The following is a 21898-nucleotide window of genomic DNA, read 5'->3' on the forward strand; positions in this document are numbered from 1 at the left end:
ACGGCGCTACTTGCCGTGCCGCGCCGAGGACAGCGCCGTCACGTTTTCATCGGCCGCGGCGGGCTCGATCGCAGGTTCGGACGCCGGGTGGGGGGCAGCCTCGGGCGATTCGGGCGGCGGCGCGGGTTTGGTTTCGCCCGGCACCTGCCGCCGCGCGGTCTCGAGGTCGCGCGCCATCTGCAGCGCCGCCATCAGCTCGCCGGCGGTCATATTGGTGGCACTCGCCGCCGGCAATCCTTCGCGGCGGATCGCCGCATGCACCACGCAAAGGATCAGCACCAGCACCGCCGGCATCAGGTCGATCGAAATCGCCCCGGCCCAGCTCGGGATGAAATCGCCGGCATAGCGCAGCACCGCCTCAGCGGGCGACAGCGTCTGGAATCGCTCCGGTTCGACCTTCGGGGTCTGCAGGATGTTGTCGGCGGCACCAGCGAGCGAGGCCGCCTGCGCAGCGATCGAGCTTTCGACCTTGCCGACCACCGCGGTCTGCCGCTCGGCGAGATCGGCGCTGCGGCCGCCCGCGGCCGGCGCGATGAAGCCGGATGCGAGCGAGGTCGCCGCCCGCTTCACCGCCGGCGCGACCGAGGTCTGCTGCAGATTGGCGATCACCCCCATCAGCGCCAGCGCCTCGGTGGCAAAGCCGTCGCTGCGGGTCGCGATCGGACCGCGATCGGAAATCAATTCGCGCATGCGGGCGAGGTGCTTGCTGCCCTCCTCGAACAGCGTCGAGACCCGCTTGCCCGAGGCCTGCACTTCCTGGCCGAGACCATCGAGCTGTCCGGACATCTGGGTCAGCAACTGCACCACGGTGCCCGACCCGGCGGTGCCGGTCAGCGAGCCGGCGCGTTCGGCATCCGCCAGCTTGGCGAAGCGCGACGACGCCAGCTGAATGTCGGGCAGCAGCCCGAGCGCCGCGATGGCATTGGTGTTGGCGGTGTTGAGATCGCGCGCGTAGTTCTGCGCCGCGATCGACAGATGCTGCTGGATCGCCGCCGCCCCGGCCAGCGCGGAGGCGTTGAGCCATGACGACATCGCTACGATCATCAGCGATCCCAACAGCATGCAGCCGAACATCAGGCCGCGCCCGGTGCGGTGCATGATGTGCGGCATGAACTGCATCATGAAGATCCAGAACGCATAGATGCCGACCGAGACCGCGACCGAATAGATCACCGCGGCGAAGAACACCGTGGTCGCACTGCCATTGAGCAGTTCGCGCACACCGAGATAGGTATAGACCCCGGCGGCCAGCGCCAGAATCGCGGTGGTCAGCTTGAGCGTGTTCTCAAGCCGCGCCACGCCGCGCGACAGCAGCAATGAATTGGGAACCGATGAATTGGCAACGGACGTCGTAGAAGGCGCGACAGGAGGCATGGTTCAAATCCCACTGATACTTGTGACTGGCAACGCCCCGCTACGCGCCAATCTATCGCATCTGGACACAAATCCAGATTGCATTGTGTCGCGCGGGAAATCACCGATGCGTGAGCGCACCGCCGGCTCGCTGACCACTACGACCAACGCGATCGGTCGCATGGCTGTTCGGCCGCAGTTTCGTTGCGAGCCGCGGAGTCTAGCTCAGCGTCCCGGCATGGACCCACCATCCCGGATGGTCGCGCTCGATCGTCTGCGCCGCCGCTTGCGCATCGGCGTCACTGGAAAAGATCGCAAAGCAGGTCGCGCCCGATCCCGACATTCGCGCCAGTCGCGCGCCCTGCGTCTTCGATAACGCCGCCAGCACCTCGCCGACCACCGGCTCGACCTTCAGGGCCGGCGCCTCGAGATCGTTGCCGCTGGCTTTCAGCGCCGCGATCCAGTCGTTGGTCGAAGCCTTGCCGTTCGGCCACGCGGCCGAGCGCAGCACATCCTTGGCGCCGACCCGCATCACGCCGGCGCGCAGGCCGAGCGCGGCGAACACATCCTTGGTGGCGACCGGCAGACGCGGATTGACCATCACGCAGGGCAGCGCCGGCAAAGCCAGCGGCGACAACCGCTCGCCGACGCCGGCCATGATGCACGGTGCCGACCCGATGCAGACCGGCACGTCGGCGCCGGTCAAGCGCGCGACCTCGAGCAGCCGGGCATCGTCGGGCGCAAGTTCGTTGGCGCGGGCCAATAGCCGCAGCGCCGCGGCGGCATCCGCCGACCCGCCGCCGATCCCGGCCGCGACCGGCAATTGCTTGTCGAGCGTGAATTCGCCGCTGCGCAGCCCCGCGACGCGTTCGCCGAGCAACCGCGCCGCCTTGATCACCAGATTGTCGGCGCTGTCGCCGCATTCCTGCGCGCGCGGCCCGGCCGTCACCAGGCTGAGCCGCGGGCCGGGCCGCAGCGTCAGCCGGTCGGCACAATCGGCGAAGGCCACCACGCTTTCGAGCTCATGATAGCCATCGGCACGGCGACCGATCACCCGCAGGGTCAGGTTGACCTTGGCGCGCGCCTGATCGATCAGCGCGGGCATCGGCATTGCATCGCTCAACTCAGCCGCCCTTGCCGTCTTCTTTTTTCTTTTCCGCCGAGGCTGCCGCCGAAGTGTCCTCCGGCAGGCCATTGGCGATCTTGTCCTCGATCTTCGGCAGCTGGTCCGCCTCGGGCTTCAGATCGCGCGCATGCGCCCACTGGAACTTGGCCTCCAGCGTGCGGCCGACGCGCCAATAGGCATCGCCCAGATGGTCGTTGATGGTCGGATCTTCCGGCTTCAGCTCGACCGCGCGTTCGAGATTCTTGACCGCCTCATCGTAATTGCCGATGCGGAAATAGGCCCAGCCCAGCGAATCGACGATGTAGCCGTCATCGGGCCGCTGTTCGACCGCGCGCTTGATCATCTTCATGGCTTCGTCGAGATTGATGCCCTGATCGATCCAGGAATAGCCCAGATAGTTGAGGACGTGCGGCTGCTCCGGCTGCAGTTCCAGCGCCTTCTTCATGTCGACTTCCGCCTTGGCCCACTGCTTGGAGCGCTCCTCGCAGATGCCGCGGAAATAATGATAGACCCAGACGTTCTTTTCGGTGCCGGTCAGCGCGTCGATGCCTTGCGAATAGGTCTGCGCGCAATCGGCGAACTTCTTGCGGCCGCGCTCGATATTACCGAGCGCCATGATCGCCTCGAGATCCTTCGGATCTTCGGCGGTCACCGCCTTCAGGATCTTGATGGCCTCCTCGCTGCGGTCGGAGGCATCCAGATCGGTCGCGAGCTGGATCTGCGCATTGCGCTTCAGCGGCGAATTGGCCGGCACCCTCTCATAGACATTGATCGCCATCTGCGGCTTCTTCACCGCCTCGTAGAGATCGCCCAGCGACAACAGCGCCAATGCGTGATTGGGCTCGAGATACAGCGCCAGCTGAAGGTAGACCAGCGCCAGGTCCTCGCCGCCGCGCCGGGTCAGCGAGGCGCCGATGCCGTACAGCGCTTCGGCGGCGCCGGCCTGCGGCGAATCGACCAGCGGCGGCAGCTTCTTGCCGGCCTTGGTTTCGCGAATGCCTTCCAGCACCAGCGGATGCCGCGCCAGCTTGGCGTTGAAACTCTCATAGACCGCGGTGGCGGCGGCCTCCTGCTTGTTGCGCGACAGCCAGCGCGCATAGGCATCCATCACCCGCAGCGCGGAATCGTCGAGCTTGTAGGCCCGCTCCAGCCTGACGCCGGCTTCCTTCTGCTTGTTCGCCAGTTCGAGGATCATGCCGGAATGCAGATCCTTGAAAATCGGATACCATTCCGGCCCGACCAGCTTGTCGATCTTGGCGACCGCGGCCTTGGTGTTGCCGGCGCCATAGGCGGCCCAGCCGCCCAGCAGCGTCGCCACCAGATCGGTGATCGGCCCGCGCACCGACTGATTGATGTTGGTCAGCGCGGCCGAATACCGCTTGTGCTTCAGGTCGCGCACGCCGACCACCAGCCGCGCCACCCGATTGGTCTTGTCGATCTTCAAAATCTGGTCGGCGAGCTTGACGGCCTCGTCGATATCGCCATCCGCAAGCGAGGAGATGAAGGCACGGTCGAGCAATTCGTTGTTCTTCGGATCGCGGCGCAGCGCCGAACGATAGAATTCCGCCGCCGCGCTGGCGTCGCGCTCGACGCTGGCGTGGCGCGCAGCCAGATAGCTGCCGGATTTGGTCATCGACCGCAGATCTTCGCTGGTGGGAAACTGCGCCGAGCTGTCGGTGGGGTGATCCGGCGTCTGCGCCAGCAGCGGTGCCGAAATCGGCAGGACCGCGAGCGTCAAGGCGGCAATCATCGAGCGACGAAATCGAATGGGAAGCATCAAGGTTCGCCTAGCTCCAGGATTTACGGAAAGCTCGGTTGGCCCGAGAGCCGATCCGACTGCATGAAGTCAGTGACAATGCCGCGTTTGCGGTTCAACCGCAAGGATCGGACTGGAAACGATCGACACCAGAAGGTCCGACAGCGGGCCGACCGTGAGGCCTGCGTGATTGAGACCGTCGCATCATGGCAGCATCGTGGCCGGGGGCGCCGTGCCGCTCCGGCCACCGCTCACGAGATCGTGGTCACATGCCCTGATAATTCGGCCCACCACCACCCTCGGGCGGCACCCAGGTGATGTTTCCGTTGGGATCCTTGATGTCGCAGGTCTTGCAGTGGACGCAATTCTGCGCGTTGATGACGAAGCGCGGCTCGGTGCCCTCCTCGACCCATTCATAGACCGCCGCCGGGCAATAGCGGCCCGAGGGGCCGGCATAGATGTCGTGTTCGGAACTCTTCTGCAGCGCCATATCGGCGACCCTGAGGTGGGGCGGCTGGTTCTCCTCATGGTTGGTGTTGGACAAAAACACCGAGGACAGCCGGTCGAAGGTCAGCTTGCCGTCGGGCTTCAACGCCGGGAACGGCTTGTAATCCTTGGCCGGCTTCAGCGTGTCGCGATCGCGCTTGGCATGCGACAGCGTCCCGAACAGCGAGAAGCCGAAGGTCGAGCACCACATTTCAAATCCGGCCAGCACGACGCCGACGCGGGTGCCGAAATTCGACCATAGCGGCTTGATGTTGCGGGCCCTGAACAGGTCCTTGCCGACCGCGGAATCGCGCCAGGCCGCCTCGTAATCGACCAGTTCATCATTGCTGCGGCCCTTGCCGAGCGCGGCCGCGACATGTTCGGCCGCCAGCATGCCGCTGCCGATCGCATTGTGCACGCCCTTGATGCGCGGCACATTGACGAAGCCCGCGGCGCAGCCGATCAGCGCGCCGCCCGGGAAGCTCAGCCGCGGCACCGACTGATAACCACCCTCGCTGATGGCGCGCGCGCCATAGGAAATCCGCTTGCCGCCCTCGAAGATCTTGCTGACCGAGGGATGGGTCTTGAAGCGCTGGAAGGTATCGAACGGCGACAGATAGGGATCGTCGTAGTTCAGATGCACGACAAAGCCGACCGCCACCAGATTGTCGCCGTAGTGATACAGGAACGAGCCACCGCCGATGGTGTTGCTCAGCGGCCAGCCGAACGAATGCGCCACCAGGCCCTTTTTGTGCTTCGCGGGATCGATCTGCCAGACTTCCTTGAGGCCGATGCCGAATTTCGCCGGCTCGCTGTCGTTGTCGAGCGCGTATTTGGCGATCAACTGCTTCGACAGGCTGCCGCGCGCGCCCTCGGCGAACAGCGTGTACTTGCCGAGCAACTCCATGCCGCGGGTGTAGGACGCCAGCGGTTTGCCATCCTTGCCGATCCCCATGTCGCCGGTGGCGATGCCGCGGACTTCGCCGCCGTCGCCATACAGCACCTCGGTCGCGGCGAAGCCCGGATAGATCTCGACTCCCAGCGCCTCGGCCTTCGGTCCGAGCCAGCGGCATAGATCGCCGAGCGAGCCGATGAAGTTGCGGTGGTTGTTCAGCATCGGCGGCACCAGAAAGCCCGGCACCTTGAACGACGTGGATTCCGTCATGACGAAGAAATGGTCGTCGCTGACGTTGGTCTTCAGCGAACACTCGGCGTCCTCGCGCCAACCCGGCAACAATTGGTCGAGCGGCGTCGGATCGATCACCGCGCCGGAGAGTATGTGCGCGCCGACCTCGGAGCCCTTCTCGACAACGACCACAGAAAGTTCGGGATTGATCTGTTTCAGCCGGATGGCCGCCGCCAGTCCGGAGGGTCCCGCGCCCACGATGACGACATCGAATTCCATGGACTCACGGGGCGGCGGCGATTCTTCACTCATGTTTTTTTCTCGCACAGGCAGTTCGGAACGTTTCCAACTGGTGTTGTTTCCGATTTTTCCAGCAAGGACAACCACCCAAATGTACCTGCCGACAAGGACCGGCCGGCTTTCGCTGCGCTACGATCTGGTCCAGGGTGGCAGCTTGGGTCCAGCGCAGCGCGGCCCGGCTGTGGCGAGAACCCTGGACCTCGATCGCTCCGCGATCGATGATGGTGACAGCTCAACTTGACACTTGAAACATGACGCCTGACCCCGCACCGAGCATGCATCAATTACTGGCGTTCTATCTCGAAGCCGGTGTCGATTGCGCGCTGAGCGACGAACCTGTCAGCCGGATGACCGACGAGGTCGCCGCGGCCGCGGTCGAGTCACGCCCGAGCCGTCCCGCGGCGGCGCTGCAACCGGCCTTGGAGCCGGCGGCGCCACCGCCGCATATCGCCGCACCGGCGCCGGACGCGGCGATCATCTCGGCCCGCGAGGCCGCGGCGACCGCGCCGTCGCTCGAGGCCCTGCGCGCCCTGATGGAGAGTTTCGACGGTTGCGCGCTGAAAGCCACGGCGACCCGACTAGTGTTCGCCGACGGCAATCCGCAGGCGCGGATCATGTTCGTCGGCGAGGCCCCGGGGCGCGAAGAGGATATCGAGGGCCTGCCCTTCGTCGGCCGCTCCGGCAAGCTGCTCGACCGGATGCTGGCGGCGATCGGGCTCAACCGCGGCAATGCCTATATCGCCAATGTGATTCCGTGGCGGCCGCCCGGCAACCGGACCCCGACGCCGCAGGAGACGCAGATCTGCCTGCCCTTCATCCGCCGCCAGATCGAGCTGGTCGATCCGGACGTGCTGGTGACGCTGGGCAATCCGTCGACACAGACCCTGCTGGCAACCCGCGACGGCATCATGCGCACCCGCGGCCGCTGGTTCGATTTTGACACCGGCAGCCGCAAGATCCGGGCGCTGCCGACCTTTCATCCGGCCTATCTGCTGCGCCAGCCATCCTATAAGCGGCTGGCCTGGCAGGACCTGCGCGCCATCGCCACCGCGCTGGAAGACGGCTCCGAGGCGACTGCGCCCTCATCCTGAGGAGCGGCCACTTGGCCGCGTCGCGAAGGATGAGGTGACATCCTCATGGAGACGGCCGCATGGTTCGAGACGGCGCGTTGCGCCTCCTCACCATGAGGGGCCTTGCATGGTCTGGGCGCGAGACTATGGCGCCGGTTTCGGGCGCAGAATGGCCCAGCCGATTCGCAGCGGCGGCTGCTGGCCGGTGATCAACCGGTCGAAAGCGCGCGGCAATTCCGGAACCAGGTCGGGAAAACGTTGGGCGATGTCGTCCGGGGGCTTGCCGACGGTGTCGGTCGCACGCCACACCACCACGCCCCCCCGGTTCCGGAAGCTCGCCGGCGTCACCCAAGGGGTGCGTCGCGGGCTGGCATCGAGGAACAGATGCGGTCGCGACGGCGCCATCGCGATCAGCCCGGCCAGCTGCGGATCGCCGGCCACCGCCGGCAGCGGCTGATTGGTGCGGCGCTGGAAACTGTCGGCGAAGAACCGGGCGATTTGGCTGGCGGGGAGCGAGGTTGGCTGTTCGGTCTTGCCGATCCAGGGCAGGATCAGCGTCGCCACCGCCACCGCGACCGCCGGGGCCGCGATCGCCGCCGCCCATGCGGTGCGCAGGATGCGCTGACGGCGCAGATACAGCAGGTCTCCGGTCGCCATCACCACCGCCAACCCGGACAATAGCAGCGCAATGCCCGGCCCACCGACGGTGTGATCGAGGCCGAACAGGCCCGCGACAAAGCTGCCCGCCAGCGCCGGCACCAGTGCGAAGACATAGACAAAGCGGCGCGCTAGCGGATCAACCGGCGGCCGAAAAACGATTGGGGGGTCGGCCGGCTTGCGATCGAACCGGCCGGAATTGAGCACCACCAGCAGGGCGATCGGCGCGGTTGCCAGCAACAGCCAGCCGAACAATTCGCCGAACAGCCGCATCCGATCCGGCAGATCCGCGCCCGCGGGCCATTGCGGCAGCGCCAGCAGATCGGCGCGCAGCAGCCAGATCGCATAGGGCAGCGCCAGCACCACGATCACCAGCAGGGCGAACAGCGGATCGACCGATCTGAGCGCCTGGCGGCTGCGCGCATTGGCCAGCGCGAATCCGATCGGCAGCAGCAGCAAGATCGGGGCGACATTGGTGGTCAGCAGCAGCAGGCCGACCTCGATCGACAGCGCGAACCAGGCGTTGCGCCGGCGCTGGCCGATGATCTGCCAGCTGTGCAGCAAAATCAGCGCCCAGAGCGGCCGCGCCAGGATCAGTGGCCCGAATTCGACGCCGGGCGACGAGAACGCCGTCACCGTCATGGTCAGCAGCACCGCGACCACGGCATGCTGCGAGCCAACCACGGCGCGGCCGAGCTGATACAGCGCGTAGAACGTCACGATGAAGCACAGCTGGGCCAGCAGATAGACGCCGATGATGTGATTGCCGGCGGCGCGGAACGCGATATCGGCGAGCCAGAACGCCAAAGGCGGGCCGAGATCGGAACCGACCTGATATTCCCGCCCATAGGCCAGCACGGTGACGACGTCGGCGGGCGGGCTGGCGTAGAAGATCACCGGCACGACCAGCCACAACAGCGCCTGACACATCACCACGAGCCAGAACACCAGCCGCGGCCGGGCGCGGATCAGTTCGATGATCAGGGAGGTGAAGCGCATGCAAACCGGGGTCAGCGGGGCCAGTCCCAATCTGATAGAGCCCGGGGCCCGCGCAGGCAACCGGCTTGCACCGGCGGCGCCCCCTCAGAGCGCCGGTTCGATCGCGCGATTGGGGTCCGCATCGATGCGCGTGGCCAGCGCTGCGTGGCGCTCCCGCGCCGCGGCGACCGGCGCGAACAGGCGGCGATGATGCACGCTGGGGCCGAGCCGGGCCAGCGCCTCGAGATGACCGGGCACGCCATAGCCCTTGTGCTGCTCGAAACCATAGCCCGGACAATCCTGCGCCAAACGGCACATCAGCCGGTCGCGCGACACTTTGGCGATGATCGAGGCCGCGGCGATCGACAGCACCAGGGCGTCGCCGCCGATCACGGCGTCACAATCGCAACTCACCTCGAGCCGGTCGCGGCCGTCGACCAGCACGTGCTGTGGGCGGTCGGGCAGCGCATGGACCGCGCGGGCCAGCGCCCACAGCGAGGCGCGCAAAATATTGTCGCGATCGATTCGCGCCGGGGACGCATAGGCCACCGCGACCGAGGCGGTGACGCAGATCTGCTCGAACAGCGCCTCGCGCTTCTCCGCGGTGAGCCGCTTGGAATCGTCGAGGCCCTTGGGGATGCGCTTGGGATCGAGCACCACGGCGGCGGCCACCACGGGTCCTGCCAACGGGCCGCGCCCGGCCTCGTCGCAGCCGGCCACCGGCCACACCCCGCGCTTGAGCAGCGCCCGTTCGCGCCGAAAGCTCGGCGGCGCCACCGCGATGACGCCCTTGCCGAGCTTGGCCGGCGTTTTGTCCTGATCCCGAATCATGCCGGGATGCTGCGGGCCGGCCGCGGCATCCGCAACCGGAAATTCGCCGCCGTGCCCGTTATTCAGACCCCCGCCATTCGGACAAGAATCGCGTTCCCCGGATGCGGCGCAACGCGCCGCCCTGGCGGCGTGGCGCACTTAGCGGCGCTGAGACGCGTTGCCCGGCAGCGAAGCGGGGTCCCGGTTCTGCGAAGCGGCACTGCATGCCGCATCGCGCCCGGGACACGGGTGCCTATGGTCCTCGCGAAAAATTTGCTTTCAAAACAAGCTGAGCTGCTGGCCGCTGCGTTCCGGCCGGGCAAAATGATCGGTGGTCAGTTTCGAGCGCCGCTTGTTGAGTCCGAGCTTGGCGCAGGCGATTTCGAAGCGGCGGCCGATCATCCAGGCCATCGGCCCGGTGCCCTTCATCCGCGTGCCCCATTGCGAGTCATAATCGCGGCCGTCGCGCATCTCGCGGATCAAAGTGAAGACGTGGCGATAGCGGTCGGGATAATTGGCCATCAGCCATTCGCGGAACAGGTCGCGGACCTCGAGCGGCAGCCGCAGCAGCACATAGCTGGCTTCCTTGACCCCGGCATGGGCCGCGGCGTCGAGAATCCGCTCGATCTCAGCGTCGTTCAGCGCCGGGATCACCGGCGCCACCATCACGGTGGTGGGAATCCCGGCCTGCGCCAATTGCCGCAGTGCCTCCAGCCGCTTGGCCGGCGTCGAGGCGCGCGGCTCCATGCTGCGGGCCAGTTTGGGATCGAGCGAGGTCACCGAGATCGCCACCTTGGCGAGGTTGCGCTTGGCCATCCGGGCCAGAATGTCGATGTCGCGGGTGACCAGCGCCGATTTGGTGACGATGCCGACCGGATGCGACGCCCGCTCCAGCACTTCCAAAATGCCGCGCATGATGTTGCGGTCGCGCTCGATCGGCTGATACGGATCGGTATTGGTGCCGATCGCGATCATTTTCGGCTCGTAATTCTGCGCCGCCAGCTCCTTCTCCAGCAGCGCCGGCGCGTCCGGCCTGGCGAACAGCTTGGATTCGAAATCCAGCCCCGGCGACAGGCCGAGATAGGCATGGGTCGGCCGGGCGAAGCAATAGACGCAGCCATGCTCGCAGCCGCGATAGGGATTGATCGAGCGGTCGAAGCCGATGTCGGGCGAGTCGTTGCGGGTGATCACTTTTCGCGCGGTGTCGAGCGCCACTGTGGTCTTGAACGGCGGCAATTCGTCGAGGCTCTGCCAGCCATCGTCGAACGCCACCCGGGCCTCGGCCTCGAACCGGCCGCTGGCATTGGACTGCGCGCCGCGGCCGCGGCGGCGCTCGCGGTCGATCGCGACCTCGAGCGCCGGAAAGGGTGAAGGCGCACCCGCCGGCTCGGAGGGCGTCGTGACCGGCGGGTGCTTGAGGGCAATGGATGCTCTGCTCATGGTTCGAAGATAGCGAGTCGCGAGAACAAATCAAGAACATAAATTCGCCATTCCACAGCCGGGCCGGCATCGCCGGGCGCTTGGCGCGCAACGACGCCAAAACCCCCGTTGCGCGACAAAACCGGCAATTCCCGGCTGATTTCATCGGGGCAAAGTGATAACGGTGCGGCGGTTCGTCGTGAGAGGATCGCCAGTCGCGATGTTGAGCGTCATCATTCCCACCGAAGGCATCGAACGCGACGCCGTCGCCACGCTGGCGGCGCTGGTGCCCGGAGCCGCGGCCGGCGTGGTCAGCGACGTCGTGTTGGTCGACCGCGGCGGCGGCGATGTGATCGCGCGGGTCGCCGACGTCGCCGGGTGCCATTTTCTCGCCTTCGAGGGTTCGCGCAGCGCGGCGATGGCGGCTGGCGCGCGGCAGTCCCGGTCGCCATGGCTGATGTTTCTGCAAGCCGGCGCGGTGCTGGATTCCGGCTGGATCGAGGAGACCACCCAGTTCATTCAGCGGGTCTCGGCCAGCGGCACGCCGCGCGCCGGGATCTTCCGCTATGCCCGCTCGCCCTACGCCGAAACGAGCTGGCGCGACGGCCTGGCGCTGCTGCGCCGCGCCGTCCTCGGCCCCGGCACCGAGCAGGGCCTGCTGATCGCCCGCGAGCATTATGACCGTCTCGGCGGCCACGACGGCCGCCGCTCCGAGACCCGGCTGCTGCGCCAGCTCGGCCGCTCCTCGCGCACCATGCTGCGCAGCCGTATCGTCGTCGCCTGACTCTGCCGCCCTCGCCTTAAGCCGGACACTGCAAGCCGGATAGCGTGCGCGCCAATACACTTGCCAAAGTCAACCATTTAGTTGATATTGGCAAGTATAGAGGTGAGCCGATGTTGCAGCACGTTTCTGACCCGACCGTCGCGGCGGTCCGCGCCTTCAACCGGTTCTACACCGCCAAGGTCGGCGTGCTGGAACAGCATCTGGTGCACAGTCCCTATTCGCTGACCGAGGCGCGCATCCTGTATGAGCTGGCGCAGCGGGAGCGGCCGACCGCGAAGGCGATCGGCGCCGGGCTCGGGCTCGATCCCGGCTATCTCAGCCGGATCATCCAGAATTTCGACGAAGCCGGCCTGATCGTGCGAGCCGCGTCACCAGCCGACCGCCGGCAATATCTCCTAGCGCTGACCGCCAAGGGCCGCGCCGCCTTGTCCAAGCTGACGCGCGCCATGGAGCAGGAGGTCGCCGCCATGCTACGCGGGCTGGGCGCGGGCGACCGCGCCCAGCTGATTCAGGCAATGGCGACGATCGAGCGGCTGCTTGGCGCGCCGCCGCAGCCGCCAGCCATCACGCTGCGCCCGCCCCGGCCCGGCGATATCGGCTGGGTGGTGCAAAGCCACGGCGCGCTCTACGCCGCCGAATATGGCTTCGACGCCTCGTTCGAGGCGCTGGTGGCGCAGCTGGCTTCGACCTTCCTGGCCTCGTTCGACGCCTCGCGCGAGCGCAGCTGGATCGCCGAGCTCGATGGCGCGCCGGTCGGCTCGGTGTTCCTGGTCCGACACAGCGATCAGATCGCCAAGCTGCGGCTGCTGCTGGTCGATCCGGCCGGCCGCGGCCACGGGCTCGGGCAAAGGCTGGTCGGCGAATGCATCGGCTTTGCCCGGCAATGCGGCTATCGCGGCATCACGCTATGGACCCAGAGCATCCTGATCGCCGCGCGACAGATCTATCGGAACTCAGGCTTTGAACTGGTCGCCACCGAGCCGCATCGCAGTTTCGGTCAGGACCTGGTCGGCGAGACCTGGGAGTTGAAACTGTAATGGCGGCGCGACGCCAGCCTGCGCTGCGCGTCACCGCGGAATTGCTCGCGTTTCACAAGGCCAATGCGAGGCGCCTGCGCGCGGAGGCCTGTGGCGTGGCGCGGCAAGCATTGCGCCGATGGCTGGCGCGTCTGTTTCGCCGCCGCTGAGCGCCGCGTCAGGCGGCGCGATCCGCCGCCAATGCGCCGGCGAATTGCGGATAGGTCTCGGCCAATTCGTCGGTCACCCGACCGCGCAGCAGCGCCAGGGTTTCGGCGTCGGGATCCGGCGTGGTCGGCACCTCGGCCGGCGCGTCATAGTCGAAGCCGGTCTTGGCCTTGACCTCGGCGGCGGTGACGCCGCGATGCACGCTGCGCAGCCGGAAGCGTTTGCGCGCTCTGTCGAAATCGAATAGCGCCAGGCCAGTGAGCAGCGCGTGCGGGCCGCCATTGCGCACGATGCCCTCGCTGGTGCCGGGCGCGCTGACGAAATCGACCTTGTCGACCAACACCCGCGGCGAATGCTCCTCGCGAAACAGGATCACGCGCGGCACCAGATAATACAGGAACGCCGAGCCGAACGAGCCCGGCCAGCGCACCGCATTGGTGGGATAATCGCCGGTGCCGACCAGATTGATATTGGCCTGGCCGTCGATCTGGCCGCCGCCGAGGAAGAACGCATCGACCCGGCCCTGCGCCGCGCAATCGAACAGTTCGACCGAACCGTTGGTGAAGAAATTATGCTCGCGCGAGCCCAGCACGATCACCCGGACCCGCTCGCGCGCGCGCGCTTCGTTGCGCGCCCGCAGCAGCATCGCGCCGGCCGCCGGGATCGGCGACGAGGCCCCTACCGCGACCATGCGGACTCCGTCGAGCAGATCGGCGATGGTGGCGATCAGGATCTCGCGCGCGGTCGCGCCGCGCCCGCTCACGCCACCGCCTCCAGCCGCTGCGCGAAGCCTTTCATATAGGTCGCAAACCCATCGGCCGACCGCGCCATCCTGGCGTAGCGTGCGAGTTCGGAATCGTCGGTCGGATATTCGCCCCATAGCCCGAGCGGCCAGGCACCGTTGCGCGCCTCGGCGATCGCGGTGACATAGAGAGCCGGCAACACGCCGGCCGAGGCGGCTTCGTCGGCGAGCAGCGAAGTCTCGACGATCCGCTCCACCGTGACCAAAGTGGTCTTGGCCGCATACGCCATGGTGGCGAGTTCGGCCTGCCGTCCGATCCGGACGTTGCCGAAGCGGTCGGCTTCGGGGGCATGAAACAGCGCGACATCGGGCCGGATCGCCGGCACCACCACGATCGGATCGTCAGGCGCAAACGGATTGTCGATGATCTTCCAGTCCGGCCGCGCTTGCATCAGGTCGCTGCCGATGAGGCCGCGGATCGGCATGAACGGCACGCCCTTCTGGCCGGCGATCAGGCCGGTGAGGATCGCCGGGCAGGTGGCGTCCATCAGCGCGAAGCCGCCGTGACGAACGCCGTCGTTGAACCGCGGCGCGCCGCCGGCCTCGCCCAGCGTCACCGCGCTGGTCTCGAGCGTGCCGACCAGGCCTTCGCCGATCAGCATGTCGGCCTGGATGCCGCTGATCGGAATGCAGACCAGATGCAGATTGGCCGGACGGTTGGCGATGATCGCCGCGGTCGCCGCCATCGCGACGCCGGCATGGTCGGTGGGGACGGCGAGGGTCATGCCGGCGCGGACATGCGCCGCCAGGGCCTCGAGCGAAACGATTTGTCCCATCACCTTCTCCCTGCCATTGCCGCGTCGAGGCGGCGATCATTCGCGCTCATGCGGCGCGTTGTTGGTCGCAATGGTTTCGTGACGCGGTAGCGCTGTCAAGACGTAGAGGGCGCCAGTGCGCGATCAGGCCTTGCCGCGGCGCAGATGCTCGTCGAGCCGCGGCATGATCTCGACGAAATTGCACGGCCGGGTGCGATAATCGAGCTGGGCGGCGAGAATGCCGTCCCAGCCGTCGCGGCAGGCGCCGGGCGAGCCCGGCAGGCAGAAGATATAGGTGGCGCTCGCGACGCCCGCGGTAACGCGGCTCTGGATCGTCGAGGTCCCGATCTTGGCGTAGCTCAGCATATGGAATGCGATCGAGAACCCGTCCATCCGCTTGTCGAACAGCGGCTCGATCGCCTCCGGGGTGACATCGCGGCCGGTGAAACCGGTGCCGCCGGTGGTGATGATGGCGTCGATGCCCTGGTCGGCGATCCAGCCCTTGATCAATGCGCGGATCGCCTCGACGTCGTCGGCAACGATGTCGCGCGCCGCCAGCCTGTGGCCGGCGGCGGTGATCCGTTCCACCAGCGTGGCGCCGGACTTGTCGTCGTCGAGCCCGCGGGTATCCGACACCGTCAGCACCGCGATGTTGAGCGGGATGAAGTTCTTCGGTCGGTCGATCGAGGCCATCACGCGTTTCCTAAGCCGTCACCCTGCGAGTCTCACCGAAAGCAACGCCCAGGGTGACGCGCATCATAGCCGTTCGGCGCCGAACGTATTGCAGGACTGCACCGTGCCTTGCTGATAGCCGGTCATGAACCAGCGCTTGCGCTGTTCGGCCGAACCGTGGGTGAAGGAGTCCGGCACCACGTCCCTGCCCGCGCGGCGTTGCAGCGTGTCGTCGCCGATCGCGCTAGCGGTTTTCAGCGCGGCGTCGATGTCGCCATCCTCCAGGAAGTTCGGGCGCTTCTTCTGCTCGCGATTGACCCAGACCCCGGACAGGCAATCGGCCTGCAGCTCGACCTTGACCTGCAGCGCGTTGGACGCCGCCTTGGATCCGGATTGCTGCTGCAGCCGCGTCACCCGCGGCAGGATGCCGAGCAGGTTCTGGACATGGTGGCCGGCCTCGTGGGCGATAATATAGGCCGCCGTGAATTGGCAGGCGCTACCGGAGCAGCCGTGGAACTTGGTCTCGACCTGCTTGAAGAATGCGGTGTCGAGATAGATCTGCTTGTCCGGCGGACAATAGAACGGCCCCATCGCGGCCTGCGCCATGCCGCAGCGGCCGCCATTGGTGGCATTCTTGAACAGCACGATGCGCGGCCCGGTATAGGTCTGGCCGCTGTCCTTGAAGATCTCGCTCCAGCGGTCGTCTATCTCGCCGAGCACGCCGGAAATCATGCTGCCCATCTGGTCGGTCGGCGCGCCCTCTTTGCCGGGCGCCGGGCGCCGATCGGCCTGCTGGGTCGGGGCTTGGCCGCCGGTCAAAATCTCGGCGCCGCCGATCAGGACGCGCGGATCGATCCCGAACGCCCAGCCGACCAGACCCAGCACAACGATGGTGCCGATGCCGAGCCCGCCGCCGCCCATTCGAAAGCCGCCGCCGCCCCCGCCGCCACTGTCGTCATCGCGGCGGTCGTCGATATTGTCGCTGCGACGAAAATCATCGAAACGCATCAGCTTGTCCTCGGTTAAGTTGGTCGGCGGTCGACGCCCATCACGCAACGCGGCGCGGCGCAAATCTTTCCATCGCCATCAGCATTAACCTGCTCGGCAATTATTGCCTAGTGCGCAAGTTGCAGGCCCGGTTGCCGGCGCCGCCGGCCGCGCGGCCGCAATCGGGCGATCGCGCATCCCCGACAATCGCGGGCTTTGCATTCTCAACCGCGATCTGGCCGTGCCGACGATCGCGTTCCGCGCGCGTTTTTTCGACCGCGCGCAACGTTTCGAAATTCGTCGCGAAGCGCGCGGCAATTAAGTCGATTTTTACTTTGCCGGGTCAATGTGTGGCCAGTCGGTTGTTTAGTCCCGCGTCGCCGACAGCGTCGCCTGAGTCAGAGTAGTTGAGTCATGGTTGTGTCGCTTCGCGGGGCGTCTGTAAGGGCGCCCCGCACAAAATTCGAGTCCCATCCGGATAGTCGTATCGTCGTTGGCGATTGCGTCGCCGAGATGTCGAAGCTTCCGTCCGCATCGGTCGATCTGGTGTTCGCGGATCCTCCGTACAATCTGCAGCTGAAGGGCGATCTGAAGCGCCCCGATGAATCCCATGTCGACGCCGTCAACGACGAATGGGATAAATTCGCCTCCTTCGCCGCCTATGACGACTTCACGCGCGCCTGGCTGCTGGCCTGCCGCCGCATCATGAAGCCGTCGGCGACATTGTGGGTGATCGGCTCCTATCACAACATTTTCCGCGTCGGCGCGATCATGCAGGACCTCGGCTTCTGGGTCCTCAATGACATCGTCTGGCGCAAGACCAATCCGATGCCGAATTTCCGTGGCCGAAGGTTCACCAACGCGCACGAGACCATGATTTGGGCGGCGCGCGACGAAAAGGCCAAGGGATACACCTTCAACTACGAAGCGCTGAAGGCCTCCAACGAAGACGTGCAGGCGCGCTCGGATTGGCTGATTCCACTGTGCACCGGCGACGAGCGGCTCAAGGGCGCCGACGGCAAGAAGGTGCATCCGACGCAGAAGCCCGAAGGCCTGCTGGCCCGCGTGCTGTTGTCGTCGTCGAAGCAAGGCGATCTGGTCATCGATCCGTTCAACGGCACCGGGACCACCGGCGCCGTCGCCAAGCGGCTCGGCCGCCGCTACATCGGCTTCGAGCGCGACCGCGTCTACGCGCAAGCCGCCGAGGCCCGGATCGCCGCGATCGAACCGCTGCCCGAGGCCACGCTGGCGCCGTTCATGACGGCGCGGAGCGCCCCGCGCGTCGCCTTCTCCGAACTGATCGAACGCGGCATCATCTCGCCCGGCACCAAGCTGGTCGATTCGAAGAAACGCCACGGCGCGTTGGTGCGCGCCGACGGCGCCATCATGCTCGGCGACAAGGTCGGCTCGATCCACCGTATCGGCGCGGTGGCGCAAGGCGCCGGCGCCTGCAACGGCTGGACCTATTGGCACGTCGAGACCAAGAAGGGTCTGCGGTTGATCGATGAGCTGCGCGCCGAGATCCGCTCCGAGATGGCGGCGGGCTGAGGCCCGCTTCGCGTTCCGTCAGGAATAGTTCACCACAGCGACCGTAGCGTGTCCGCTGTCGCGCGATTTGTGCTGCCTCACAAACTCGTCGTTTGCACTTCCCGCAGATCCCAAGCATGGGAGGGAGGTCGCCGCATGCCGTTCCTCACCGCGGTCGCCTCGCCAACAAACTGACTGGGAGTTCTCGATGCTGAAATTCTATTTCAACGGCTCGCCAAATCCGACCAAGATCGCGCTATTCCTCGAAGAAGCCGGCCTGGCCTATCAGCCGATTCCGGTCGATACCCGCACCGGCGACCAGTTCAAGCCGGACTATCTGGCGGTCAACCCGAACGGCAAGGTGCCGGCGATCGACGAGGACGGCGTCATCGTGTTCGACAGCAACGCCATCCTGCTCTATCTCGCCGAGAAGACCGGCAAATTTCTTCCCGCCAACACCCCGGCCAATCGCGGCGAATTGCTGAGCTGGCTAATGTTCGTCGCCACCGGGGTCGGACCGTTCTCCGGCCAGGCGGTGCATTTCAAGCATTTCGCGCCCGAGAAGGTCGACTACGCGCACAACCGCTACCAATACGAGGCGCAGCGGCATTTCGGCATTCTCAACGACCACCTCGCCGGCCGCCGCTACATGGTCGGCGACGCCTACAGCATCGTCGACATGGATGTCTGGGGCTGGGCGCGGATGATCCCCTTCATCCTCGGCGACGACGCGTTGGCGAAATTGCCCAACGTCAAGCGGCTGCTCGACGAGGTTTCGGCGCGGCCCGCCACCGCCAGGGCGATCGCCCTGAAGGACAAGTTCACCTGGAAGACCGAGATGGACGACGAGGCCCGCGCCAACATGTTCAAGCACCTCGCCACCAAGGCGGCCTGAGTCTTACGCCGCCGCGTGCGCCTGATCGACCAGGTCCTTGCGGGCCTGGTCGAGAAAGCCGCGTATTTCATGGGTCAGGTGCCCCGACTGCGCCGACAGATCGGTCGAAGCCGTCAATGTCGACGCGGCGTGGCGTTCGGTGTTTTCGGCGTCGAGCGTGATGGCATGAATATCGGTGGCGATGTCGCTGACCACCGCAAAGGCCTGATCGATATTCCGCGCAATCGTGGCGGTCGCCTGCGCCTGGGCCTCGGCCGCGACATGGACCTTGCCGGTGATGGCGTCGACCTCGGCGATCACCGCGCCGATCTCGGCGATCGAGCCGCCGACGCTGTCGGCGGCGGCCTGGACCTCGCCGACCTGGGCCTCGATCTCGGCGGTGAAATCAGCCGTCTGCGTCGCCAGCGCCTTGACCTCGTGCGCCACCACGGCAAAGCCGCGACCGGATTCGCCGGCGCGGGCCGCCTCGATGGTGGCGTTGAGCGCCAGCAGATTGGTCTGGCTGGCGATCGTATTGATCGCCTTGACCACCTCGTTGATGCGCTCGGCGACCTTGCGCAGCACGTCGACATTGGCCCCTGCTTCCGTCACGCGCGTCACCGCACGGCCGACGATCTGCGCCGAGCGATCGATATCCGCGCCCACCTCGCTGGCGCTCGACGACAGTTCCGCGGTCGCGGAGGCAACCGAGCGCATGCTCGCCGTCGCCCGTTCGGAGGCCGCCGCCACCGAGGGCAGCCGCTGCCGCGTCGTCGAAGCCCCGCGTTGCAGGCTTCCGGCGGTGTCTTTCATATCGGCCGATCCGCTGTCGAGCGCGCTGACGATGACGCTGACGCTGCCCTCCAGCTGCGCGGTGCGGGTCTGGAAGCTTTCGATCTGATGTTCGATGCTGACGGTCGCCGCATTGATGATGCCGGCTCCCTGCAGCAGCGCGCCGTGCAGCCCGCCCGGCAGGATGCGGCGGAAGTATTTGTGCTCATGCACAGCGGACATCGCCGCGCTGGCCTCGCGCACGAAGGCGTCGCAGCCGTCGATCATGTCGTTGATGGCGCCGAGCAGTTCTCCGGTCCGACCATTATCCGGGATCGCCAGGATCCGGGCCTCGAAATCGCCGGCGGCGATCCGCACGCAGACGTCGCGCGCCTGCTCGATCAGCCGCGTGGTCTGCATCATATTGTACAGCGCAACCGCGGAGGACAGAATCGCGATGGCCTGGATCGTCATCGCCGCGCCGCGGTAGCCGATCGCCTCGAGCGTCAGCGCGATCGCCGACGCCACGATGATCACCGCGAGGTTAAGCTGCGCTTTCGAGAGAGAACACAAGTTCATCATAGCCGACCTTCTGGGATGCGACGAAATCGGTGAGGGCTTTATAGCCGGCCGCGAGGGCTTGCTTGCCGTTGGGATGACTGCTCTCGATCCGCAACACCTCGGCATAGAGCGGAATGATCGCCGATTCGAGAATTTTCCGGTTTGGCACGCGCCGGTTGGAGTGATAGCCGATCAGCGTGCCGTCGGCCGCGAATGACGGCGTGACATGGGCGAAGACCCAATAATGATTGCCCGAATGCGCCATGTTCTTCACATAGGCGAAGATCTCGCGGCGCGTCTCGATGGTATCCCACAACAGTTTGAACACCGCGCGCGGCATGTCGGGATGGCGGATGATACTATGCGGCTGGCCGATCAGTTCGGCTTCGGTGTAGCCCGCGACCTTGCAGAACAGCCGGTTTGCGTAGGTGATGCGCCCCTTGAGATCCGTCTTCGAGACGATCAGCTCGGACGCCGGGAAAAACGATTCGCGACCGCTGGGCTGCACCTTGTTGGCCATCGCAATCTCCGCCATTTGCGTCCCGTCGACGCTTATCGCTGTGTATTCGAAAGTTTCGATTAAATTCACCTTAATGAGGAGGTGATTACCGGGCGATTAAGCGAGCAAGGCGGCGATCAGGTAATCATACGGTGTATGAGTTACTTGACACTCGGGACTAAACGCTCGGGACTAAACACTTGGGGCTAAACACTTGGGGCTAAACCCTCGCGACTAATCCGATGCTAGGGTCTTCAATCACCGAGCCCGTGCGCGATCACTTTGCGCATCAGATTGGGTAGCGCTTCGTCGCGCAATGTGGCGATCGGCACGAAGCGCATCCCCGCCGGCGCCCGGCCGCGCCCGGCCAGCCGCGCGGTGTAGACGATCAGTTCGAGCGGAAAATGCGTGAAGACGTGACTGACCGTGCCGGGCCGGCGATGCCAGCGGGCGACGCCCGGCAATGCCGGCGCCTGACGCAGTGCCGCCTTGTCCTCGTGCCCGGCGATCCAGTCCGACCCCGGCACTTCGGTCATGCCGCCGAGCAGGCCTTTTTCGGCGCGGGTCCGCACCAGCAGCTGATCGCCGCGGGTGACCACGAAGGCGGCGCCACGCCGCAACACGCCGGTCTTTTTCGGCGCCTTGCGCGGAAAGCTCTCGGCGTCGCCGCGCAGCCGCGCCACGCAGCCCTGATCGAGCGGACACAGCGCGCAGGCCGGCTTCTTCGGCGTGCAGATCGACGAGCCCAGATCCATCAGCGCCTGGGCGCTGTCGCCGGCGCGGCTGGGGCCAAGCAGCGTCGCGGCGAGTTGCTTGATCCGCGACTTGGCCTGCGGCAGCGGCTCTTCGATTGCGAATAATCGCGCCACCACGCGCTCGATATTGCCGTCGACCGGCATGCATTGGCGGCCGAAGGCGATCGCGGCGATCGCCGCCGCCGTATAGGGCCCGATCCCCGGCAGCGCCCGCAGCCCCTCTTCGGTGTCGGGAAAGGCGCCGCCATGGTCGCGCCGCACCGCCATCGCGCAAGCGTGCAGATTGCGGGCGCGGGAGTAATAGCCAAGCCCGGCCCACAGCCGCAGCACCTCGTCCTGGCTGGCGGCGCCGAGCGCTGCGACATCCGGCCAGCGCGCCAAAAATTTCTCGAAATAGGGGCCGACCGCCTGGACCGTGGTCTGCTGCAGCATGATCTCGCTCAGCCACACCGCATAGGGATCCGCCGCCACCCCGGGCAGCGGCCGCCACGGCAACTTGCGGCGGTGGCGGTCGTACCACGCCAACAGCGCCGCCGGCCGCCACGCCAGCCTGTCATCCTCCGCGGGAGGCGGGGATTGCTTGACCGATTGCTTGGCCGATTGCTTTGCCGATTGCTTTGCCGATTTCTTGGCCGTTTGCTTTGCC

At 66.2% G+C, this 21898-nt stretch carries 20 protein-coding genes; 6 read left to right on the forward strand and 14 right to left on the reverse strand.

The window, feature by feature from the left end; all coding sequences use genetic code 11:
* Nucleotides 1-6: 6 nt before the first annotated feature.
* The 4 genes from RBJ75_RS16145 to RBJ75_RS16160 form a co-directional block, all read right to left on the reverse strand.
* Entirely contained in the window at nt 7-1374 is a 1368-nt protein-coding gene (locus RBJ75_RS16145) for a hypothetical protein (RefSeq protein ID WP_044412595.1), read from the reverse strand.
* 199 nt (nt 1375-1573) lie between these two features.
* The gene (locus tag RBJ75_RS16150; RefSeq protein ID WP_080901060.1) at nt 1574-2458 is read right to left on the reverse strand and encodes a 4-(cytidine 5'-diphospho)-2-C-methyl-D-erythritol kinase; all 885 of its coding nucleotides are present in this window, start codon (nt 2456-2458) and stop codon (nt 1574-1576) included.
* Nucleotides 2459-2477: 19 nt separating this feature from the next.
* The gene (locus RBJ75_RS16155; protein ID WP_044412589.1) at nt 2478-4256 is read right to left on the reverse strand and encodes a tetratricopeptide repeat protein; all 1779 of its coding nucleotides are present in this window, start codon (nt 4254-4256) and stop codon (nt 2478-2480) included.
* 244 nt (nt 4257-4500) lie between these two features.
* The gene (locus RBJ75_RS16160) at nt 4501-6159 is read right to left on the reverse strand and encodes an electron transfer flavoprotein-ubiquinone oxidoreductase (RefSeq protein WP_044412586.1); all 1659 of its coding nucleotides are present in this window, start codon (nt 6157-6159) and stop codon (nt 4501-4503) included.
* 239 nt (nt 6160-6398) lie between these two features.
* Between RBJ75_RS16160 and RBJ75_RS16165 the strand changes: the two genes are divergently transcribed.
* Nucleotides 6399-7238 (forward strand): uracil-DNA glycosylase family protein, encoded by an 840-nt coding sequence (locus tag RBJ75_RS16165; protein ID WP_044412583.1) that lies wholly within the window; start codon nt 6399-6401, stop codon nt 7236-7238.
* A gap of 123 nt (nt 7239-7361) precedes the next feature.
* On the opposite strand, the gene RBJ75_RS16170 is transcribed toward RBJ75_RS16165, so the two are convergent.
* From RBJ75_RS16170 to RBJ75_RS16180, 3 genes are all read right to left on the reverse strand, one after another.
* On the reverse strand, nt 7362-8873 hold the full coding sequence (locus tag RBJ75_RS16170) for a glycosyltransferase family 39 protein (RefSeq protein WP_044412580.1): 1512 nt from the start codon (nt 8871-8873) through the stop codon (nt 7362-7364).
* Nucleotides 8874-8957: 84 nt separating this feature from the next.
* On the reverse strand, nt 8958-9683 hold the full coding sequence (locus tag RBJ75_RS16175; RefSeq protein WP_080901058.1) for a ribonuclease HII: 726 nt from the start codon (nt 9681-9683) through the stop codon (nt 8958-8960).
* Nucleotides 9684-9941: 258 nt separating this feature from the next.
* Nucleotides 9942-11102: a PA0069 family radical SAM protein gene (locus RBJ75_RS16180; RefSeq protein ID WP_044412578.1), complete on the reverse strand. Its 1161-nt coding sequence runs from the start codon at nt 11100-11102 to the stop codon at nt 9942-9944.
* 199 nt (nt 11103-11301) lie between these two features.
* Here RBJ75_RS16180 and RBJ75_RS16185 point away from each other — a divergent pair, with 199 nt between their 5' ends.
* The 3 genes from RBJ75_RS16185 to RBJ75_RS16195 all read left to right on the forward strand — a co-directional run bounded on the left by RBJ75_RS16185 (nt 11302) and on the right by RBJ75_RS16195 (nt 13051).
* Nucleotides 11302-11865: a glycosyl transferase gene (locus tag RBJ75_RS16185; RefSeq protein ID WP_044412577.1), complete on the forward strand. Its 564-nt coding sequence runs from the start codon at nt 11302-11304 to the stop codon at nt 11863-11865.
* 110 nt (nt 11866-11975) lie between these two features.
* Nucleotides 11976-12902 carry a helix-turn-helix domain-containing GNAT family N-acetyltransferase gene (locus RBJ75_RS16190; protein ID WP_044412574.1) on the forward strand — a complete coding sequence of 309 codons (927 nt, stop codon included), beginning with the start codon at nt 11976-11978 and terminating at the stop codon, nt 12900-12902.
* Nucleotides 12902-13051, forward strand: coding sequence for a hypothetical protein (locus RBJ75_RS16195; RefSeq protein WP_160297941.1), 150 nt, complete (start codon nt 12902-12904; stop codon nt 13049-13051). The genes RBJ75_RS16190 and RBJ75_RS16195 overlap by 1 nt, the downstream gene beginning before the upstream one ends.
* A gap of 8 nt (nt 13052-13059) precedes the next feature.
* On the opposite strand, the gene RBJ75_RS16200 is transcribed toward RBJ75_RS16195, so the two are convergent.
* The 4 genes from RBJ75_RS16200 to RBJ75_RS16215 all read right to left on the reverse strand — a co-directional run bounded on the left by RBJ75_RS16200 (nt 13060) and on the right by RBJ75_RS16215 (nt 16286).
* Nucleotides 13060-13812, reverse strand: a complete 753-nt coding sequence (locus RBJ75_RS16200; RefSeq protein ID WP_044412571.1) for a CoA-transferase — start codon at nt 13810-13812, stop codon at nt 13060-13062.
* On the reverse strand, nt 13809-14627 hold the full coding sequence (locus tag RBJ75_RS16205; protein WP_044412569.1) for a CoA transferase subunit A: 819 nt from the start codon (nt 14625-14627) through the stop codon (nt 13809-13811). The genes RBJ75_RS16200 and RBJ75_RS16205 overlap by 4 nt, the downstream gene beginning before the upstream one ends.
* A 123-nt stretch (nt 14628-14750) precedes the next feature.
* Complete coding sequence (gene moaB / locus RBJ75_RS16210; protein WP_044412567.1) at nt 14751-15299, reverse strand: molybdenum cofactor biosynthesis protein B; 549 nt, start codon at nt 15297-15299, stop codon at nt 14751-14753.
* Between the two features lie 63 nt (nt 15300-15362).
* Nucleotides 15363-16286, reverse strand: coding sequence for a neutral zinc metallopeptidase (locus RBJ75_RS16215; RefSeq protein ID WP_044412620.1), 924 nt, complete (start codon nt 16284-16286; stop codon nt 15363-15365).
* Nucleotides 16287-16679: 393 nt separating this feature from the next.
* Between RBJ75_RS16215 and RBJ75_RS16220 the strand changes: the two genes are divergently transcribed.
* Together RBJ75_RS16220 and RBJ75_RS16225 are read left to right on the forward strand one after the other, a co-directional pair.
* The gene (locus RBJ75_RS16220) at nt 16680-17813 is read left to right on the forward strand and encodes a site-specific DNA-methyltransferase (protein WP_044412561.1); all 1134 of its coding nucleotides are present in this window, start codon (nt 16680-16682) and stop codon (nt 17811-17813) included.
* Nucleotides 17814-18000: 187 nt separating this feature from the next.
* Nucleotides 18001-18687, forward strand: a complete 687-nt coding sequence (locus RBJ75_RS16225; RefSeq protein ID WP_044412559.1) for a glutathione S-transferase family protein — start codon at nt 18001-18003, stop codon at nt 18685-18687.
* A gap of 3 nt (nt 18688-18690) precedes the next feature.
* Here the strand turns inward: RBJ75_RS16225 and RBJ75_RS16230 are convergent, their stop codons facing one another.
* From RBJ75_RS16230 to mutY, 3 genes are all read right to left on the reverse strand, one after another.
* The gene (locus RBJ75_RS16230; RefSeq protein WP_317528502.1) at nt 18691-20019 is read right to left on the reverse strand and encodes a methyl-accepting chemotaxis protein; all 1329 of its coding nucleotides are present in this window, start codon (nt 20017-20019) and stop codon (nt 18691-18693) included.
* The gene (locus RBJ75_RS16235) at nt 19982-20518 is read right to left on the reverse strand and encodes a PAS domain-containing protein (RefSeq protein WP_276156402.1); all 537 of its coding nucleotides are present in this window, start codon (nt 20516-20518) and stop codon (nt 19982-19984) included. The genes RBJ75_RS16230 and RBJ75_RS16235 overlap by 38 nt, the downstream gene beginning before the upstream one ends.
* A gap of 233 nt (nt 20519-20751) precedes the next feature.
* A complete protein-coding gene (mutY, locus tag RBJ75_RS16240) occupies nt 20752-21801 on the reverse strand; it encodes an A/G-specific adenine glycosylase (RefSeq protein WP_044412772.1) in 1050 nt (349 codons plus the stop codon).
* Nucleotides 21802-21898: the final 97 nt, after the last annotated feature.

It is taken from the genome of Rhodopseudomonas sp. BAL398, from assembly GCF_033001325.1.
In the GTDB taxonomy this organism is placed as follows: Bacteria; Pseudomonadota; Alphaproteobacteria; order Rhizobiales; family Xanthobacteraceae; genus JARJEH01.

Bases quoted from the DNA above. Each gene is read 5' to 3' on its own strand.
- RBJ75_RS16190 (WP_044412574.1), top strand. From the start codon at position 11,976: ATGTTGCAGCACGTTTCTGACCCGACCGTCGCGGCGGTCCGCGCCTTC.
- RBJ75_RS16215 (WP_044412620.1), bottom strand. From the start codon at position 16,286: ATGCGTTTCGATGATTTTCGTCGCAGCGACAATATCGACGACCGCCGC.
- RBJ75_RS16220 (WP_044412561.1), top strand. From the start codon at position 16,680: ATGGTTGTGTCGCTTCGCGGGGCGTCTGTAAGGGCGCCCCGCACAAAA.
- RBJ75_RS16160 (WP_044412586.1), bottom strand. From the start codon at position 6,159: ATGAGTGAAGAATCGCCGCCGCCCCGTGAGTCCATGGAATTCGATGTC.
- RBJ75_RS16145 (WP_044412595.1), bottom strand. From the start codon at position 1,374: ATGCCTCCTGTCGCGCCTTCTACGACGTCCGTTGCCAATTCATCGGTT.
- RBJ75_RS16165 (WP_044412583.1), top strand. From the start codon at position 6,399: ATGACGCCTGACCCCGCACCGAGCATGCATCAATTACTGGCGTTCTAT.
- RBJ75_RS16175 (WP_080901058.1), bottom strand. From the start codon at position 9,683: ATGATTCGGGATCAGGACAAAACGCCGGCCAAGCTCGGCAAGGGCGTC.
- RBJ75_RS16230 (WP_317528502.1), bottom strand. From the start codon at position 20,019: ATGATGAACTTGTGTTCTCTCTCGAAAGCGCAGCTTAACCTCGCGGTG.
- RBJ75_RS16155 (WP_044412589.1), bottom strand. From the start codon at position 4,256: ATGCTTCCCATTCGATTTCGTCGCTCGATGATTGCCGCCTTGACGCTC.
- RBJ75_RS16195 (WP_160297941.1), top strand. From the start codon at position 12,902: ATGGCGGCGCGACGCCAGCCTGCGCTGCGCGTCACCGCGGAATTGCTC.
- RBJ75_RS16170 (WP_044412580.1), bottom strand. From the start codon at position 8,873: ATGCGCTTCACCTCCCTGATCATCGAACTGATCCGCGCCCGGCCGCGG.
- moaB (WP_044412567.1), bottom strand. From the start codon at position 15,299: ATGGCCTCGATCGACCGACCGAAGAACTTCATCCCGCTCAACATCGCG.
- RBJ75_RS16150 (WP_080901060.1), bottom strand. From the start codon at position 2,458: ATGCCCGCGCTGATCGATCAGGCGCGCGCCAAGGTCAACCTGACCCTG.
- RBJ75_RS16180 (WP_044412578.1), bottom strand. From the start codon at position 11,102: ATGAGCAGAGCATCCATTGCCCTCAAGCACCCGCCGGTCACGACGCCC.
- RBJ75_RS16235 (WP_276156402.1), bottom strand. From the start codon at position 20,518: ATGGCCAACAAGGTGCAGCCCAGCGGTCGCGAATCGTTTTTCCCGGCG.
- RBJ75_RS16185 (WP_044412577.1), top strand. From the start codon at position 11,302: ATGTTGAGCGTCATCATTCCCACCGAAGGCATCGAACGCGACGCCGTC.
- RBJ75_RS16205 (WP_044412569.1), bottom strand. From the start codon at position 14,627: ATGGGACAAATCGTTTCGCTCGAGGCCCTGGCGGCGCATGTCCGCGCC.
- RBJ75_RS16225 (WP_044412559.1), top strand. From the start codon at position 18,001: ATGCTGAAATTCTATTTCAACGGCTCGCCAAATCCGACCAAGATCGCG.